Origin of the sequence: Streptomyces sp. NBC_00846, assembly GCF_045207325.1 — a bacterium.
In the GTDB taxonomy this organism is placed as follows: domain Bacteria; phylum Actinomycetota; class Actinomycetes; order Streptomycetales; family Streptomycetaceae; genus Streptomyces.
The window spans coordinates 1,259,355-1,275,363 of the sequence record NZ_CP108846.1; the positions used below are offsets into that span (position 1 = coordinate 1,259,355).

Annotated in this window: 15 protein-coding genes; 6 read left to right on the top strand and 9 right to left on the bottom strand. The window is 71.5% G+C overall.

The annotated features are described in order from the left end of the window. Window positions 1-18: 18 nt before the first annotated feature. Window positions 19-2,844, bottom strand: a complete 2,826-nt coding sequence (locus OG936_RS05850; protein ID WP_406492989.1) for a penicillin acylase family protein — start codon at window positions 2,842-2,844, stop codon at window positions 19-21. A 227-nt stretch (window positions 2,845-3,071) separates the two neighbouring features. Here OG936_RS05850 and OG936_RS05855 point away from each other — a divergent pair, with 227 nt between their 5' ends. Then, window positions 3,072-3,683, top strand: coding sequence for a hypothetical protein (locus OG936_RS05855; protein WP_383753876.1), 612 nt, complete (start codon window positions 3,072-3,074; stop codon window positions 3,681-3,683). Between the two features lie 87 nt (window positions 3,684-3,770). Here OG936_RS05855 and soxR read toward each other — a convergent pair whose 3' ends face one another. After that, window positions 3,771-4,259: a redox-sensitive transcriptional activator SoxR gene (gene soxR, locus OG936_RS05860; RefSeq protein WP_406492990.1), complete on the bottom strand. Its 489-nt coding sequence runs from the start codon at window positions 4,257-4,259 to the stop codon at window positions 3,771-3,773. 184 nt (window positions 4,260-4,443) lie between these two features. Between soxR and OG936_RS05865 the strand changes: the two genes are divergently transcribed. Beyond that, a complete protein-coding gene (locus OG936_RS05865; RefSeq protein WP_383753880.1) occupies window positions 4,444-4,905 on the top strand; it encodes a MaoC family dehydratase in 462 nt (153 codons plus the stop codon). A gap of 13 nt (window positions 4,906-4,918) precedes the next feature. On the opposite strand, the gene OG936_RS05870 is transcribed toward OG936_RS05865, so the two are convergent. The 3 genes from OG936_RS05870 to OG936_RS05880 form a co-directional block, all read right to left on the bottom strand. Continuing rightward, window positions 4,919-5,542: a TetR/AcrR family transcriptional regulator gene (locus tag OG936_RS05870; RefSeq protein WP_406492991.1), complete on the bottom strand. Its 624-nt coding sequence runs from the start codon at window positions 5,540-5,542 to the stop codon at window positions 4,919-4,921. Window positions 5,543-5,624: 82 nt separating this feature from the next. Next, window positions 5,625-5,915 (bottom strand): YiaA/YiaB family inner membrane protein, encoded by a 291-nt coding sequence (locus OG936_RS05875; RefSeq protein ID WP_266745293.1) that lies wholly within the window; start codon window positions 5,913-5,915, stop codon window positions 5,625-5,627. Window positions 5,916-6,062: 147 nt separating this feature from the next. Next, window positions 6,063-7,214, bottom strand: a complete 1,152-nt coding sequence (locus OG936_RS05880) for an acyl-CoA dehydrogenase family protein (protein ID WP_406492993.1) — start codon at window positions 7,212-7,214, stop codon at window positions 6,063-6,065. Between the two features lie 65 nt (window positions 7,215-7,279). Here OG936_RS05880 and OG936_RS05885 point away from each other — a divergent pair, with 65 nt between their 5' ends. From OG936_RS05885 to OG936_RS05895, 3 genes are read left to right on the top strand one after another with little or no spacing between them, the layout of a single operon-like run. After that, window positions 7,280-7,969 carry a TetR/AcrR family transcriptional regulator gene (locus tag OG936_RS05885; protein ID WP_406492994.1) on the top strand — a complete coding sequence of 230 codons (690 nt, stop codon included), beginning with the start codon at window positions 7,280-7,282 and terminating at the stop codon, window positions 7,967-7,969. 15 nt (window positions 7,970-7,984) lie between these two features. After that, window positions 7,985-8,707 (top strand): ArsR/SmtB family transcription factor, encoded by a 723-nt coding sequence (locus OG936_RS05890; RefSeq protein WP_406492996.1) that lies wholly within the window; start codon window positions 7,985-7,987, stop codon window positions 8,705-8,707. 33 nt (window positions 8,708-8,740) lie between these two features. Beyond that, on the top strand, window positions 8,741-9,724 hold the full coding sequence (locus OG936_RS05895) for a DMT family transporter (RefSeq protein WP_406492998.1): 984 nt from the start codon (window positions 8,741-8,743) through the stop codon (window positions 9,722-9,724). A gap of 215 nt (window positions 9,725-9,939) precedes the next feature. On the opposite strand, the gene OG936_RS05900 is transcribed toward OG936_RS05895, so the two are convergent. Together OG936_RS05900 and OG936_RS05905 are read right to left on the bottom strand one after the other, a co-directional pair. Continuing rightward, the gene (locus tag OG936_RS05900) at window positions 9,940-11,019 is read right to left on the bottom strand and encodes a Zn-dependent alcohol dehydrogenase (protein ID WP_406493000.1); all 1,080 of its coding nucleotides are present in this window, start codon (window positions 11,017-11,019) and stop codon (window positions 9,940-9,942) included. A 50-nt stretch (window positions 11,020-11,069) separates the two neighbouring features. Continuing rightward, entirely contained in the window at window positions 11,070-12,458 is a 1,389-nt protein-coding gene (locus OG936_RS05905; protein ID WP_406493001.1) for an aldehyde dehydrogenase family protein, read from the bottom strand. 103 nt (window positions 12,459-12,561) lie between these two features. Here OG936_RS05905 and OG936_RS05910 point away from each other — a divergent pair, with 103 nt between their 5' ends. After that, the gene (locus tag OG936_RS05910) at window positions 12,562-12,903 is read left to right on the top strand and encodes a hypothetical protein (protein WP_406493002.1); all 342 of its coding nucleotides are present in this window, start codon (window positions 12,562-12,564) and stop codon (window positions 12,901-12,903) included. Between the two features lie 127 nt (window positions 12,904-13,030). On the opposite strand, the gene OG936_RS05915 is transcribed toward OG936_RS05910, so the two are convergent. Next, window positions 13,031-14,917, bottom strand: a complete 1,887-nt coding sequence (locus OG936_RS05915) for an ABC transporter ATP-binding protein (RefSeq protein WP_406493003.1) — start codon at window positions 14,915-14,917, stop codon at window positions 13,031-13,033. Window positions 14,918-15,312: 395 nt separating this feature from the next. Continuing rightward, the gene (locus tag OG936_RS05920) at window positions 15,313-15,969 is read right to left on the bottom strand and encodes a TetR family transcriptional regulator (RefSeq protein ID WP_406493004.1); all 657 of its coding nucleotides are present in this window, start codon (window positions 15,967-15,969) and stop codon (window positions 15,313-15,315) included. Window positions 15,970-16,009 lie beyond the last annotated feature (40 nt).

The window sequence follows — 16,009 nt, forward strand, 5'->3', positions numbered from 1 at the left end:
GACGGAACCGGAAGGTTCCTACCGGTGGGCGGGGAACTCCACCACCTGCTGGTAGGTCGGGCGGTTCTGCCAGTGAATGGACTTCTGCGCGATCCCGCCCAGCGGCCGGTGCACGATCGAGTCCGAGCACCACTGCTCGCCCGCCTTGCAGTTGTCGTCCCCCGGGTACACCGCGGCGGCAGGCTCCGCCGCGGCCCGCTTCAGGGACGTCAGCAGCGCGTCGCGGCAGCTGTCCAGGTCACCGTTCCCGCAGTACGTCCTGGCCAGCGGGCCCTTGACCGGCTGCCCCAGGACCTGGCGCAGGTCCTTGTCCACGAAGCCCCACCAGCCGTACTGGAACGCCGAACCGCTGTGCGCCCCGCTCGGTCCGTGGCCGGCCGCCGGGGACTCGTCGGTGGCGAGGTTGGCGGTCAGCGCCCCGTACAGCCCGTCGCCGAGCCCCGGCCTGAACTCGGCCTCGACCAGCTGCGGCCACCACGCGTCCATGATCCGTACCGCGTCGGCGTAGCTGTACGCGTGCGATCCCGGGCTGCTCTCCCTGCGCTGCGACCCCGCCGCCCGCCAGGATTCCAACTGCTGGACCACGCCGTTCAGTTCGGGGTCGGCGACCGGCCGGGAGCGGATCACCTTCAGCAGTTCGGGCAGCAATTGCTCGCCGCGCAGGTCGGTGACGGCGGCCTGGGCCATGGCCCGGGTCAGGGAGGCGCGGGAGACACCGCCCTCCTCGACCAGCTTCGCCACCCGGTCGTCCAGCAGGTCGGCCCGGTGCACCGCGCCGAGCCCGAAGCCCGCGGCCGCATACCCCTTGGCCTGCTTGTTGTTCCAGGAGACGTAGTAGTCCTGGCCGCTGGAGTGCGGGTGCTCGGCGAACGGGGTGTACGCGGCGGTGTTGGCGGCCGGGTCGTACCCCTTCCACTCGTAGGTCCGCTCGGCCTTCACCGGCAGCGCCGGGTCGACGCCCGCCGCGCGCACGGGGTTCATGCCGCTGTTGTAGTAGGCGGCGGTGCGGGAGTCCGCGTAGAACCAGTTGAACGCGTAGTCGATGTTGCCCGCCGCCCGCTGGAACGAGGCGGCGTCCTTGACGTACGACGGGTCGTTGAGCATCTGGAAGCCGACGATCGAGTCGGCCTCGTGGCGGTAGGTGGTGCGCAGCGAGGTGTACGCGACGGGCTTGCCGCCCACGGTGGCACGGTGGGTGACGATGCCGTAGTTCGTGCGCCGGACCTGCATCCGGTAGGAGCCCTTCGCGGTGGAGTCGGCGACGGTCGGCTTCCAGGAGTTGGTGCGCTCCAGCGTCTCCATGGCGGTGCAGGTGCCGCGGTAGAGGTAGTGCGTGGAGTCCTTGGCGGGCGTGGCGCCGTCGGGCTCGCACAGGTCGACGGCGTACGTGTCGGTGATGTCCTGGCCGGCCGAGGTGGCGCTCCAGGCGTAGTCCTGGCCGCGGCCCATCTGGATGTACATGCCGACACCGGCGAAGGAGACGCCCCGGGCGCTGATGCCCGGGCCCTGGAGCTCCTGGAGCATCATCAGTTGCGGGGCGAAGTAGCCGGTCTGCGGCCCGAAGACGGCGATCGGGTTTCCGCTCGCGGTGTGCTTGCCGGAGACCAGCAGGGCGTTGGACATACCGCGCTTCTGGGCGCCGGAGCCGGAGCCCGGCAGCGAGCCCGCGGGGATGACGCCGTCGTCGTAGATGCCCTGGGCCTTCTTGAGCGTGGCCGGGGCCTTGACGGGAGCCTTCTTGTCGGTGCCCGCGGAGCCGGTGCGGTCGTAGATCAGGGGCTCGGCCGTGACGGACCCGCTGTCGGGCAGCGCGGTGCCGCGCGCCGTGGCGGGCTTGCCCGCGTACGGGAAGGACGTGCCGTCATGAACCGTCAGCACGGCCTCGGGGTCCTCGCGCTGCCGGAACGACTCCCAGACCTTGGTGCCTTCGGCGACGCCGTACTTCTGCTGGGCGGAGAGCAGCGAGAGCGCCGCCTGCACCTCGCCGCCGCCACCGCCACCGAACTGGCCGCCGACCACGGAGGCGATCGAGATCAGGTCGGTCAGCTTGAACGGCTGGATCTCCCCGATGTTCGTGATGGCGTCGATCTTGCCGGTGAGGACGTACTCGCCGGGGAAGTAGCGGCCCTTCTTGGACTTCTCGCGGTAGGCGTTGATGCCGTCGACGTACGCCTGGGCGTCCGCCATGGCCTGTTCGCCGCGGGCGCCCTCGTGGGTCCTGATGTACGCGACCTGGGCTTCGAGATCGGCCTCTGTGTACGGGGCCTGCGGCCAGAACTGCTGCTCCAGGCCCTGGTTGGCCAGTGCGCCACCGGCGAACGAGGTGAGTTCGCCGCGTCCGATGTGCCGGAAGAGGTCCATCAGCCAGAGCCGGTCCTGCCCGGCGGCGAATCCGGCGCCGAACTCGGTGCCGTACCGGGTGGTGCCCTTGATGTGCGGGACACCGGACGCCTTGTCACGGGTGATGGTGACGTCGTCGCGGGGCGAGGTGACGGACTCGACCTGGTCCTTCGGGACGCCGAACGAGGCGTCGTTGAAGAAGTCGTTCAGCTTCTGGTCGGTGAGAGCGGCGTGCCCGGCCACCAGGCCGTTGTAGCGGTCGAGTTGGTCGTCGCTGTGCGCGGGGTGCGTGCCGAACGCCTTGTTGCCGAGGATGTCGACGAGTGTGGCGTTGCCGTTCTCGCCGGGTGGCAGGATGTCGTCGCACTGCCCCTGGCAGTAGTCGGTGACGGGTGCGGGTTCCGCCGCGGCGCCGGACTGGGGCGAGGCCGCGAGCAGGGTGGTGCCGAGCGCGAGAACCGCCGCGACGGTGGCGGCTCTGAACTTGACGGTGCGTGGGGGCATGCGTGCTCCTCCGAGAGGCCGATGGACCGGAGGTTACCGACGGTATGACTCGCCGGTAGGGTGAGCATCAGTCACCTTTTCCGAATCATCACATACCCCTCGTTCGGGAGTTCATGACGACCGGTCATCTCACATGCTGAACGCCGCTCCAGGTGGATGGATCCGGATCGGATGCTCGTACGTCTATCCCTCGACGCCGAAGTACGAGCGACGGAGGTGGCAGTGCGGTGGCCGGATTCCGGAGTCTTGCGAGACAGGCCCGCGACCCTCGGGGCGACTTGGCGCTGCGGCGGTATTCGCTGCGCAAGTGCCTGGAACGGTTCGCCCCTTATGGGCACCGGGCGACCTGGGATCACCTGTGCGCCCGGCACGGGATCGGGCCCGAGGACCGGTCCCCCGATCCGGTGCGGCTGATGCGCGCGCTGGACGAACTGGAGGCGGCGCGGGCCGTCTGGCTCGGTTACGAGGCGGGGTTCGCCGAGCGCCGCAGGCGGGAGAAGCACAACGGGCTGCGCAGGCCCGGCGCGTTCGACGACTGGCACCGGCGCACCTGGGGCGGGTACGGGGTCGCCCGCTGCGCGGACCCGGAGGTGCACCCCTCGGCGCCGCTCGCCGAGGTCCTCGGCCGGCTGATCGCCGCCTTGGAGTCGGAGCCCGGCACGGCCTGCCCGGTGTGCGCGGGCACGGAGATCGCCTGGACGTCGGAGCTGGGGTGCGAGCCGTGGTCGGGGCCGCTCTGCACGGGGTGCGGAATCCTGGTGCCGCAGCCGGTGCTCACACCGGGGGCGCTGACGAAGGCCCGGAGCGAACGGCGCCGGGATCTGGCGTCGGCGGCGTGAGGGGCGGGGGCGATCCGTGCTCGGATCGGGCGGGGCGTCCGACGCCCGCGCCCGACGGCCGAACGGCAGCCGGCAGGTCCCCCGGATCTACCGGCTGTCGGCCTGCCGGCAGTCCGCCGGCAGGCGCTCCGGCATCAGCCGGGAGCCGCTGATCCGCTCACCGGAGATGTCGTCCGGGTTGGAGAGCACGCAGTTCTCCAACGACAGGCAGCCACAGCCGATGCAGTCGGTGAGATGGTCCCGCAGCCGCCCCAACTGCTCGATGCGCTCGTCCAGTTCGGAGCGCCACCTGGCGGACAGCCGCGCCCAGTCGTCGCGGTTGGGGGTGCGCTCCTCCGGGAGTTCGGCGAGGGCGTCCCGGATGGTGGCGAGCGGGATTCCGACCCGCTGCGCCGCCCGGACGAACGCGACCCGGCGCAGCGCGTCCCGGCTGTAGCGACGCTGGTTGCCGCTGGTGCGACGGCTGCTGATCAGGCCCTTGGCCTCGTAGAAGTGCAGGGCCGCGACAGCGGCGCCGCTGCGCGCGGAGAGCTGGCCGACCGTGAGTTCCTGGAGTGTCTGTGGGATCTGGGGCACTCCTCCAACCCTACGTGGCCGCCCCGGGCCGGTCCGTCGTTGACAGGAACCGCACCGCCAACCATGCTGAGCAAGCGCTTAGGTCGACCGGCAACGGGGGGCGTCGCCTCCCCATTGCCGGTCGGCCTTGGACACGCGTTGTGATGCCGGACGGCCGACAGCGGGAAGGGCAGGGACCAGGGACATGGCAGAGCCGAGGATCTTCACGTCCGCGCAGGAGCTGCGCGACGGGGTGGGCGAGCAGCTGGGGCACAGCGAGTGGCTGGAGGTCGACCAGAAGCGGATCGACCTCTTCGCCGAGGCCACCGGTGACCACCAGTGGATCCATGTGGACCCGGAGCGGGCCGCGACCGGTCCGTTCGGCACGACGATCGCGCACGGCTACCTCACGCTCTCGCTGCTGCCGGCGCTCGTCCCGCAGATCATGCGGGTCGAGGGCATGAAGATGGGCATCAACTACGGGACGAACAAGGTCCGCTTCCCGTCCACCGTGCCCGTGGGTTCCCGGCTGCGCGCGACGACCGTCCTGAAGAGCGTCGAGGAGGCCGGGGGCGGCGTGCAGGTCACCGCCGTCGTCACGGTCGAGCGCGAGGGCGGCGACAAGCCGGTGTGCGTGGCCGAGTCGGTGTCGCGCTACTACTTCTGACGACTCCCCGGCGCTACCGCTGGGCAGCCACCATGCGCAGGACGAGGTCGGCGTACAGCTCGCCCACCTCGTCCGGCGTCCGGCTCCCCTGTGCGTTGAACCAGCGCGCCACATCGATGCAGAGCGAGAGCACCGCGAGCGTGGTGCCCGGGATGTCGGGCACGTCGAACTCCCCTGCCCGCACACCCTCGCTGATGATCCGGCGCACCACCGCGTCGCTCCTGCGGCGCAACTCGACGATCTCGGCGCGGTGCTCCTCACCGAGGGCGTCGAGTTCGTACTGGACCACGCGGGCCGTGGTGTGCCGTTCGGCGTGCCAGCGGACGAAGGACCGTACGGCCTCGGCCAGCCGCTCGGCGGCCGTGCCGCCGCCGTCGGCCGCGGCCTCCAGGACGAACAGGGCGCGGTCGTGACCGATCCGGCTGATCCGGTGGAGCAGTTCTTCCTTGGTCTTGTAGTGGATGTAGAGCGCGGCGGGACTCATCCCCGCCCGGCCGGCGATGTCGCGGGTCGTGGTGGCGTGGTACCCGCGCTCGGCGAAGGCGTCGACGGCGGCGACGAGGAGCCGCCTGGCCGCCTCGGGCGTCACCTCGGCCCACGGCGCACTGTCGCCGTCGGTCTCCTCCGCCGTGCTCATCGTCACTCGCCCCTCTCATCAGCAGGACGCACACCATACCGCGAACCTGAGCAAGCGCTTAGGGCCCGTCCGGGAGGGATCGTCAGAGCTTCTGGAAGGGGTCGTGGTCGGCGAGGATCTTCTCCAGCCGGGCCTGGTCGACCCGGCTGACGATCCGTCCCGCCTCCTGCCGGTCACGGATGACCTTGGCCAGAGTGAAGCAGGAGGTGACGAGATAGAGGACGCCGATCGCGAGGAACCCGCGGACCCAGGCGTCGGCGTCCAGAAAGTAGATACCGAGAGTCATCGCAGCCATCGCCACCCCGAAGGACGCGACGGCCTGGCCGTAGAAGGCCGCGGTGCTCTGCTGTTTGACCGGTGCTGTGTCACTCATGGCACCCAGCATCGGCCGAGGTGGCGTGCACCACATCCGTCCCCGTACTCAGCCCGGTACTCAGACTCCCGTTCGAGGACTCTCGTTCGAGGGCTCCCGTTCGAGGGCTCCCGTTCGAGGACTCCCGTTCGAGCGGCGACGCAGCGGTCAGAAGGCCGAGACCCCGGTGAGCGCGCGGCCGATGATGAGCTTCTGGATCTGACTGGTGCCCTCGTACAGCGTCATCACCCGGGCGTCCCGCAGCAGCTTGCCGACCGGGTACTCGTCGATGTAGCCGTAGCCGCCGAAGACCTGGAGGGCGTTGTTGGCGGCGCGGACGGCGGCCTCGGAGGCGAAGAGCTTCGCCTGGGAGGCGGCGGTGGCGAAGTCCTCGCCACGGTCGACGAGGTCGGCCACCCGCCAGGTCAGCAGCCGGGCCGCGTCGACGTCCACGGAGATGTCGCTGATGAGTTCCTGGACGAGCTGGTAGCTCGCGATGGGCTTGCCGAACTGCTCGCGCTCGCCCGCGTAGCCCACGGCGGCGTCGAGGGCGGCCTGCGCGATGCCGACGCAGCCGGCCGCGACCGACATCCGGCCCTTGGCCAGGGCGGACATGGCGATCGAGAAGCCCTTGCCCGCCGGGCCCAGGAGCGTGGAGGCGGGGACGCGGACGTCCTCCAGGACCAGCTCGGCGGTGGCCTGGCCGCGCAGACCGAGCTTGCCGTGGATGGTGCGGCGGCCGAGACCGTGGGTGTCGGTGGGGACCAGGAAGGCGGATATGCCCCGGTGGCCGGGGGTGTCCTCGGTACGGGCGAAGAGCAGCACCACATCGGCCCAGGTGCCGTTGGTGATGAACATCTTGCTGCCGTTGATGACGTAGGAGTCACCGTCCCGGACGGCCTTCGTCGTCAGGTTCCCGGCGTCCGAACCGGTGCCGGGCTCGGTGAGGCCGAAGCAGCCGATCGCCTCGCCGGCGGTGAGCCTCGGCAGCCAGTGCCGCTTCTGCTCCTCGTCGCCCCAGGCCGCGATCGTCTTGGTGACCAGGCCGAGGGATACGGAGACGATGCCGCGGACCGAGGAGTCGCCGCGTCCGAGCTCCTCGGTGACCAGGCAGTAGGCGAGGTGGTCGCCGCCCGAGCCGCCGTACTCCTCGGGGACGGTCAGCCCGAGGAAGCCGACGGAACCCAGCTTCTTCACGATCGACGTGTCGATGTTCTCGGCCCGGTCCCATGCCACGACGTGGGGGGCGATCTCCCGGGCGACGAAGTCCTTGGCGAGCTGCCGGACGGCTTCCTGCTCCTCGCTGAGCTCCAGGTTCATCCTTCGACTCCCCACTTTTAATTAGCACTGCTAGTTTTTCGTTCGCAGGCCCTACTATGTGCCGCATGGCCCGCCCGCGCAAGCCCCTCCTCAGCAGAGACCGCATCGTCGAGGCGGCGAGCGCACTCGTGGACTCCGAGGGGCTCGACGCCGTCTCCACCCGCCGGCTCGCGGCCGAACTCGGGGTCAGCGGACCCTCGCTCTACAACCACTTCCGCAACAAGGACGAGATCCTGGACGCGGTCGCGGACGCCGTGTCCGCCCAGGTCGATCTGTCGATGTTCGACGAGTCGGACGCCCGTGACTGGCGCGCCGCCCTGCACGACTGGGCCGTCTCCTATCGTGCGGCGCTCGCCGAGCACCCGCACATCGTCCCGGTGCTCGCCCAGGGACCGGGTCGCCGCCCGGCCGGTCTGCGGGTCGCCGACGCGGTCTTCGGCGCGATGGTCAGGGCCGGCTGGCCGCCCGCCCAGGCGACGTACATCGGGGCCCTGATGCGCTACTTCATCACCGGCTCGGCCCTCGGTTCGTTCGCCCGCGGCTTCGTGGACGACGAGACGGCGTACGACCCCGCCGACTACCCGCACCTCGGCCAGGCCCATCTGCTGGCCGACCGCCGCCAGAAGGTCGACGAGGGAGCGTTCGAGACCGGGCTGCGGGCACTCGTCGACGGTCTCTCGCTCCAGTACGAGCAGCTGGAGCGCGGGCATCTGCCGCCCGCCGGGACGGTTCGGCCGGCGCCGAAGCGTTCCTGACGCATCCTGGAACACATGGCACGCATGGCACACCCCGACCCGGCCGCGCCCCGGCTCGCCGCCCTGGCCGCGCTTCTCGCCGACGAGACCCGCGCGGCCTTCTGCCTGGCCCTGCTCGACGGCCGCGCCTGGACCGCGGGCGAGCTGGCCCGCTACGCCTCGGTGGCGCCGTCCACCGCCAGCGAACACCTCGGCAAGCTCGTCGCGGGCGGGCTGCTGGCCGAGGAGCGGCAGGGCCGCCACCGCTATCTGCGGCTCGCTGGTGAACGGGCGGCGCACCTCGTGGAGGATCTGGCCGCCCAGGTCGTCACCGACGCCGTGCCCGAGCGGCCGCGCACCCTGCGCGCGGCGAGCGCCGGGAGCGCGCTGGCCCGCGGCCGTACCTGTTACGACCATCTCGCGGGCCGGATCGGCATCGCGATCGCCGATGCCATGACCGTACGGGGGCTGCTGGAGCAGGACGCCGGCTTCGCGCTCACCGACGACGGCATCGGCTGGTTCGGCGGGCTGGGCATCGCTCTGGAGTCGAGGTCGCGGCGTCCGCTCGTACGGAGCTGTCTGGACTGGACGGAGCGCAGACCGCACCTGGCAGGGGTCGCGGGCGCGGCGCTGTGCCGGTACGCGCTGGATGCGCGGTGGTGCGTACGGATCGGGTCCGGGCGTGCGGTGAAGGCGACCGCGGAGGGGGAACGGGCGCTGTACGAGCACCTCGGCATCGAGCCTGATTCAATTCGGTAGGTGCCGAACGGTCGCGGCCCTACGGTCGGGGACATGACGACGACACCCGCCCCGGCGGAGACCCCCTCGGCACATCGTGACTGGCGGGCCCCCGCCGCGGCCTGCACCACCGTGCTGCTGTGGGCCTCCGCCTTTGTCTCCATCCGCAGCGCCGGCGAGGCCTACTCGCCCGGTGCGCTCGCGCTCGGCCGGCTGCTCACGGGCTCCGTGGCGCTCGGCGCACTCCTGCTGCTGCGGCGCGAGGGGCTGCCGTCGCGGGCCGCCTGGCCGGGGATCATCAAGTCCGGACTGCTGTGGTTCGGCCTGTACATGGTGCTCCTCAACTGGGGTGAGCAGCAGGTCGACGCGGGCACGGCCGCGATGGTGGTGAACATCGGTCCGCTCCTGATCGCGCTGCTCGGTGCCCGGATGCTCGGTGAGGGGCTGCCCGGCAGGCTGCTGGCGGGCATGGCCGTGTCGTTCGCGGGCGCCGTCGTGGTCGGACTCTCCATATCGGGGCACGGGAACGCGTCGGTGCCCGGTGTGGTGCTCTGTCTGCTCGCGGCGGTGGCGTACGCCGCCGGGGTGGTCGGGCAGAAGCCCGCCCTGCGGCACGGCTCCGCGCTGCAGATCACCACGTTCGGCTGCCTGGTCGGTGCCGTCGCGTGTCTGCCGTTCTCCGGCGCGCTGATCTCCGACGCCGCCGCCGCGCCGCTGTCCGCCACCCTCAACATGGTCTACCTGGGCCTCTTCCCGACCGCGCTGGCGTTCACCACCTGGGCCTACGCACTCGCCCGGACCACCGCGGGACGGATGGGCGCCACCACCTACGCCGTGCCGGCGTTGGTGGTGTTGATGTCCTGGCTGCTGCTGGACGAGGTGCCCGCGCCGCTCGCCGTGGGCGGAGGTCTGCTCTGTCTGGCCGGGGTGGCCGTCTCCCGTGCGCGTACGCAGACCGGCCTGACGCGGAAAATTCCGGCACAGCCGGTGGAGGGACGCCGACATGATGCGGAGCGCCGAGGAACCGAGCGGCCGTAGGAAGGCGAAGAAGCAGTCGGCCGGGCCCGGAAAGCCGCGCCGGACGCCCTCACGGAGGCGGCCCGCTACGGCGGCTCCGGGCTCGACGGCTTCGCCGTGGCCGACAGCGGTGGCCTCCCGGCTCTTCGAACGGGGCGAGATGGACGCCCGGCTGCTGACCACGGAGCGGGCGCAGCCGGGGCCGATGGTCTGACCGTGTCCAGTGACGACCCGGCTCAGAACACCACGAGTGCGCGGCCTCCCTTGCCCGCGATCATGTTGTCGAAGGCCGCCGGGATGCCGTCCAGCGCGATCCGTTCGGTGACCATCATGGAGAGGTCGAACCTGCCCGCCCTGATGTGCTCGGCGAGGACCGGCAGGTCACGGGCCGGGTCGCTGTTCCCGTACACACAGCCCGTCAGCGAGCGGCCCCAGTGGAAGATCTCCAGGGCGTTGAAGGTGATCAGTTGGTCCTTGCCGCCGATGCCGACGACCGTGGTGCGGCCGCCGCGGCGGGTGGCGTCCCAGGCGCCGCGGATGGTGGCGGGCCGGCCGACGCACTCGATCGCGACGTCGGCGCCCTGGCCGCCGGTGAGTTTGCGGATCGCGCGCGGGGTGGTGTCGGAGGCGATCACGTAGTCGGTGGCGCCCGCCTGCCGGGCCAGTTCCTCCTTCTCGGAGGACACGTCGACGGCGATGATCTTCGCGGCGCCCGCGATCCGGGCGGACTGAAGCGCCGCGAGGCCGACGCCGCCGATGCCGAACACGACGACGGACTCGCCGGGGCGCACCCGGGCGCTGTGGTGGACCGCGCCGTATCCGGTGAGGACCGCGCAGCCGAGCAGCGCGGCGTCGGTGAGCGGGATGCCGTCCGGGGCGGGCAGGACGCAGTTCGCGGCGACGACGGTCTCCTGCGCGAACGCGGCCACGTTCAGCCCGGGGTGGAGTTCGGTGCCGTCGGCGGTGCGGGCGTGGATGCCCCCGGCGCCCGTCAGCGCGTTGGCGCAGAGCCAGACCTCGCCGATCCCGCAGTGGTGGCAACTTCCGCAGGAGGGTGCCCAGTTGAGTACGACGCCGTCGCCGGGCGCGACGTGGGTGACGCCCTCGCCGACCGCGACGACGGTGCCCGCGCCCTCATGTCCGAGGACGGCGGGGACGGGCACCCGCATGGTGCCGTCGGACAGGGAGAGGTCGGAGTGGCAGACGCCTGCGGCGGCGAGAGCGACCCTCACCCGGCCGGGGCCGGGCTCCGGGAGTTCGATGTCGGTGATCTCCAGGGGAGCTCCGACGGCGGGCAGTACGGCGGCGCGGACCACGAACAGGCTCCTTGACGGTCGTCAGCGGGGATCGGTGCGGGGGCGGACGGTCAGAACTGGAGGGACTTGGTCTGGAGGTACTCGGCCAGTCCGTGCTGACCGAGCTCGCGGCCGACGCCGGACTGCTTGTAGCCGCCGAACGGGGCGAGCGGGTTGAACCGGCCGCCGTTGATGTCGACCTGCCCGGTGTCCATCCGGCGGGCGAACGCCACCGCCTCGGCGTCGTCGCCCGCCCAGACCGCGCCCGCGAGGCCGTACACGGTGCCGTTGGCGATGCGCAGGGCGTCGTCCTCGTCCTCGTAACGGATGATCGACACGACCGGGCCGAAGATCTCCTCCTGGGCGATGGTCATCTCCGGGGTGACGTCGGCGAACACGGTCGGGCTGACGAAGTAGCCCTGCTCGCACGGGGCTTCGGGGCCGCCCGCGACCAGGCGCGCGCCCTCCGCCACGCCCTTCTCGATGTAGCCGAGCACCCGCGCGTGCTGCTTGGCGTTGACGAGGGGGCCGATGCGGTCGCCGTACTTGGCGGCGGCCTCCGCGGCGAGCGCGACCGCCTCGTCGTACCGGGAGGTGTGCACGAGCATCCGGGTCCAGGCGCTGCACGTCTGGCCGGAGTTGCCCATGACGTTCGCGACGCCGACGGCGACGGCCTTGGCGAGGTCCGCGCTCGGCAGGATGACGTTGGCGGACTTGCCGCCCAGTTCGAGGGCGACGCGCTTGATCGCGGCGCCGGCCGTGGCGCCGATCCGCTTGCCGACGGCGGTGGAGCCGGTGAAGGAGACCAGGTCGACGCCCGGGTGTTCGGCGAGCGCCTGTCCCGCGACCGGGCCGAGGCCGGTGACCAGGTTGAACACGCCTGCCGGGACGCCCGCTTCATGGACGGCCTCCGCGAAGAGCTGGGCGGTCAGCGGGGTGTCCTCGGCGGGCTTGAGGACGACCGCGCAGCCGGCCGCGAGCGCGGGGGCGACCTTGGCGACGATCTGGTGCAGCGGGTAGTTCCACGGGGTGATCGCGCCGACGACGCCGACCGGTTCGGCGTAGACGGTGGAGTTGCCGACCTGCTCCTCGAAGGCGTACGACGCGGCGAGTTCGGCGTACGAACCGGCCACCAGGATCGGTACGGACGCGTGCACCGCTTGCGAGAAGGGCAGCGGCGCGCCGAGTTCGGCGGTGACGGTAGCGGCGATCTCGTCCTTGCGGGCGACGAGGATGTCGCGCAGGGCTGCGATCCTCGCGGCGCGCTCGGCGGGCGGTGTCGCGGCCCAGGCGGGGAAGGCCCGGCGCGCGGCGGACACGGCGGCGTCGACGTCCTCGGCGGTGCCGGCCGGGACATGGGCGATGACCTGCTCGTCCGCCGGATCGACCACCGCGATCGTGTCCGTGCCCGCGGCGGTGCGCCACTCGCCGCCGATATACATCCCGTCGTGGGCCTTCATCGCGTTCCTCCCGGGGGCCGTGGATACGGCGTAGTCGTCCGCACCCCAAACTAGCGCTGTTAGTTTTTTGGTGCCAGGGGCCATTTCGCCAGGGGTGCTCGCCATGGCTCCCGTCACGGTGTCACGCCATGCGCTCACGGCGCTGCGCGCCGAGGCGAGGAACAGCCAGCGGCCGCTCACGTCCTTCCTGGACAAGGAGAAGGTCGGCTACGAGTCCTTCTGGATCGCCAACGCGGTGAAGGTGACCGGCGACCAGCGACTCGTCGAGGCCCTCGCACACCGTTCCGACGTGGCGAGCATCGTCAAGGAGCACCACTACGAGCTCGATGGCACCAAGAGCGCGGCCTCGGACGCCGCGGCCGACGCCGATCCGGTCACCCCCGAATGGGGCGTCGAGGACATCGGAGCGGACTGGGGCGCCGCCGGGACCGGGTTTCCCGGCTGACCCGGCGTCCGGACCGTCCTCGCCGGGTGACCGCCGCCCGTTCCGGGTCCGCCGGGCGGCCGTCGGTCCGGGCGGTCGTCGCCCGTTCCATGTGCCCGGCCGGTCGTCGGCTCCCGGGCGGCCGTTGTCAGCCGAGTTCCGCGGGCTCCGTGCGGGGGGTCTCGAACTGGGTACGGTAGAGCTCCGCGTACCGGCCGCCGGCCGCGAGGAGTCCTTCGTGGGTGCCGCGCTCCACGATCTGCCCGTTCTCCACGACCAGGATGAGGTCGGCGGCCCGTACGGTGGAGAGCCGGTGGGCGATCACCACTGCGGTGCGTCCAGCGAGGGCCTCGGTGAGGGCCTCCTGGACGGCCGCCTCGGAGGTGTTGTCCAGGTGGGCGGTGGCCTCGTCGAGGATGACGACGCGCTGGCGGGCCAGCAGCAGCCGGGCGATGGTCAGCCGCTGGCGTTCGCCGCCGGAGAGCCGGTAGCCGCGTTCGCCGACGACGGTGTCGAGCCCGTCGGGCAGCGAGGCGACCAGACCGTCCAGGCGTGAGCGGCGCAGCGCGTCCCAGAGGTCCTCCTCGGTGGCTTCGGGCCGGGCGAGCAGGAGGTTGGCGCGGACCGACTCGTGGAAGAGGTGGCCGTCCTGGGTGACCATGCCGAGGGTGTCGCGCAGGGTGTCGGCGGACAGGTCGCGTACGTCGATGCCGCCGATGCGTACGGAACCCTCGTCGGTGTCGTACAGGCGCGGCAACAGTTGCGCGATGGTCGACTTGCCCGCTCCGGACGAGCCGACGAGTGCCACCGTCTGACCGGGCTCGGCACGGAAGGAGACCCCGCGCAGCACTTCGTCGCCGCCCCGGGTGTCGAGGGTCGCGACGTCTTCGAGCGAGGCGAGGGAGACCTTGTCGGCGGACGGGTAGCCGAACCGTACCCGGTCGAATTCCACGGACACCGGGCCCTCCGGGACCGCCCGCGCGTCCGGCTTCTGGTCGATGAGCGGCTCCAGGTCGAGGACCTCGAAGACCCGCTCGAAGCTGACGAGGGCGCTCATCACCTCGACGCGCGCCCCGGCAAGGGCGGTGAGCGGCGCGTACAGCCGGGTCAGCAGCAGGGCGAGGGCGACGACCGCGCCCGCGTCCAGCTGTCCGCGCAGCGCGTAGAACCCGCCGAGCCCGTACACCAGGGCGAGTGCCAGCGCGGACACCAGGGTCAGGGCGGTGATGAACGCGGACTGGGCCATGGCCGTGCGTACCCCGATGTCGCGCACCCGGCCCGCTCTGGCGGCGAATTCGGCGGACTCGTCGGCGGGCCGGCCGAAGAGCTTGATCAGGGTGGCGCCGGGTGCGGAGAAGCGCTCGGTCATCCGGGTGCCCATCGCGGCGTTGTGGGCCGCCGCTTCCCGCTGGAGCCTCGCCATCCGCGTACCCATGCGGCGCGCGGGCAGCACGAACACCGGCAGCAGCACCAGGGCGAGCACGGTGATCTGCCAGGAGATGGAGAGCATGACGCCGAGGGTGAGGAGCAGCGTCACGACATTGCTGACGACTCCGGAGAGCGTGTTACTGAAGGCGCGCTGGGCGCCGATGACGTCGTTGTTGAGGCGGCTGACGAGCGCGCCGGTGCGGGTGCGGGTGAAGAACGCGATCGGCATGCGCTGCACATGGTCGAAGACGGCGGTGCGCAGATCGAGGATCAGTCCTTCGCCGAGGTTCGCCGAGAGCCAGCGGCCGGCCAGCCCGAGCGCGGCCTCCGCGACGGCGATCACGGCAATGAGCAGCGACAGCCGGGTGACCGTGCCCCCGTCCTGGCCGGCCACGATCGCGTTCACGACGCGTCCGGCGAGGACGGGCGTGGCGACCGCGAGCAGCGCCGTGGCCACGCTCAGGAGCAGAAACAGGGCGACGCGGCGCCGGTGCGGACGGGCGAACGCGGCGATGCGCCGCAGGGTGGCTCGGTCGAAGGGGCGTCGGTCCGCTTGCGCGTTCATGACGTTGTGGAGCTGCGTCCACGCGGTGGCTTCCATACTCATGGGAGGAAACGTACGACCTCCAGCGGACTTGAGGTCAATTGCCGCCGTCGATCGCCGGTGTCAGACGTCGAGACCCGGGATGTCCTTCGGCAGCGGGCAGATCCGGCGGCCGTGGTGGTCGAAGACATGTCGAAGACATACAGGTGCGCGAGGTCGACGAGGAGCGGTACCTGTCCGCCTTGCACTCCCGCCGGAGTCGGCGGTCCGGATGACGTCAGGGCGCGTCTCCCCGCGTCAACAAGATGTCGACATGCGAACAATACGAGCAAAACCCCAGGTCAACGCGGTGGTCACGCGCCGGGCACAACCAGCGGCACGTCCGTCAGCACGTCCGTCGGCACGTCCGTCGGTAGAACCGGAGGCACGCCGTCCGGCGCCTTGGCGGGGCGTCACCGTCACCGGGATGCCGTTGAGCACGGCGGCCGGCGCGGTCGGTCCAGGACCTGCGCGAGGTAGGCCCGGAGCAGGACGCGGGTCTCGGCGACGATGGCCGTGTCGCCCGACGGGTCGGCGCGGAAGGCCAGTTGGAGGAGGGCGTCGGCGGCCTCGACGCAGACCAGGACCGTCCGGAGCAGATCCTCGTCGGGGGCGCGGCCGAGGTGCCCGGAGAGGAGTTCGGTGAGCCGGCCGGCGACCCGCTGGTTGGCGTCGGCGGCCGGGTCGTCGTCGGGGGCCGGTGCGCCGAAGTCGACGAGGGCGAAGCCGGCCACGGAGCGCTTCATCCCCAGGTACTCGTCCAGGACGGCATCGATGGCGCTGCGCCAGTCGTCGGCCGGGATGACGGCGAGGCGGGCGGTGATGCGTTCGGCGTAGCTGTCCAGATTGCGCCGGGCGAGCGCGTCTGTCAGCGCGCGCTTGTTGGAGAAGAACCGGTAGACGGAGCCGATGGGGACCTCGGCGCGGACGGCGACGGCCCGGGTGGAGAGCTGCTCGTAGCCGGTCTCGTCGAGGAGTTCGGCGCAGGCGTCGAGTATCCGCGCGAGGCGTTCGGCGCTGCGCTGCTGCACGGGGGCGCGGCGGAGGTTCGTATTCGCATGGGGCACGGTCTCCATGATGCCGTGGGTCTCCTCTGCGGGATGCGGGCCGGTGCGG

What these genes read in the sequence shown, in the direction of transcription:
- OG936_RS05850 (WP_406492989.1), bottom strand. Translation starts at nt 2,844, where the DNA reads ATGCCCCCACGCACCGTCAAGTTCAGAGCCGCCACCGTCGCGGCGGTT.
- OG936_RS05865 (WP_383753880.1), top strand. Translation starts at nt 4,444, where the DNA reads ATGGCAGAGCCGAGGATCTTCACGTCCGCGCAGGAGCTGCGCGACGGG.
- OG936_RS05870 (WP_406492991.1), bottom strand. Translation starts at nt 5,542, where the DNA reads ATGAGCACGGCGGAGGAGACCGACGGCGACAGTGCGCCGTGGGCCGAG.
- OG936_RS05875 (WP_266745293.1), bottom strand. Translation starts at nt 5,915, where the DNA reads ATGAGTGACACAGCACCGGTCAAACAGCAGAGCACCGCGGCCTTCTAC.
- OG936_RS05880 (WP_406492993.1), bottom strand. Translation starts at nt 7,214, where the DNA reads ATGAACCTGGAGCTCAGCGAGGAGCAGGAAGCCGTCCGGCAGCTCGCC.
- OG936_RS05885 (WP_406492994.1), top strand. Translation starts at nt 7,280, where the DNA reads ATGGCCCGCCCGCGCAAGCCCCTCCTCAGCAGAGACCGCATCGTCGAG.
- OG936_RS05890 (WP_406492996.1), top strand. Translation starts at nt 7,985, where the DNA reads ATGGCACGCATGGCACACCCCGACCCGGCCGCGCCCCGGCTCGCCGCC.
- OG936_RS05895 (WP_406492998.1), top strand. Translation starts at nt 8,741, where the DNA reads ATGACGACGACACCCGCCCCGGCGGAGACCCCCTCGGCACATCGTGAC.
- OG936_RS05905 (WP_406493001.1), bottom strand. Translation starts at nt 12,458, where the DNA reads ATGAAGGCCCACGACGGGATGTATATCGGCGGCGAGTGGCGCACCGCC.
- OG936_RS05910 (WP_406493002.1), top strand. Translation starts at nt 12,562, where the DNA reads ATGGCTCCCGTCACGGTGTCACGCCATGCGCTCACGGCGCTGCGCGCC.
- OG936_RS05915 (WP_406493003.1), bottom strand. Translation starts at nt 14,917, where the DNA reads ATGAGTATGGAAGCCACCGCGTGGACGCAGCTCCACAACGTCATGAAC.
- OG936_RS05920 (WP_406493004.1), bottom strand. Translation starts at nt 15,969, where the DNA reads ATGGAGACCGTGCCCCATGCGAATACGAACCTCCGCCGCGCCCCCGTG.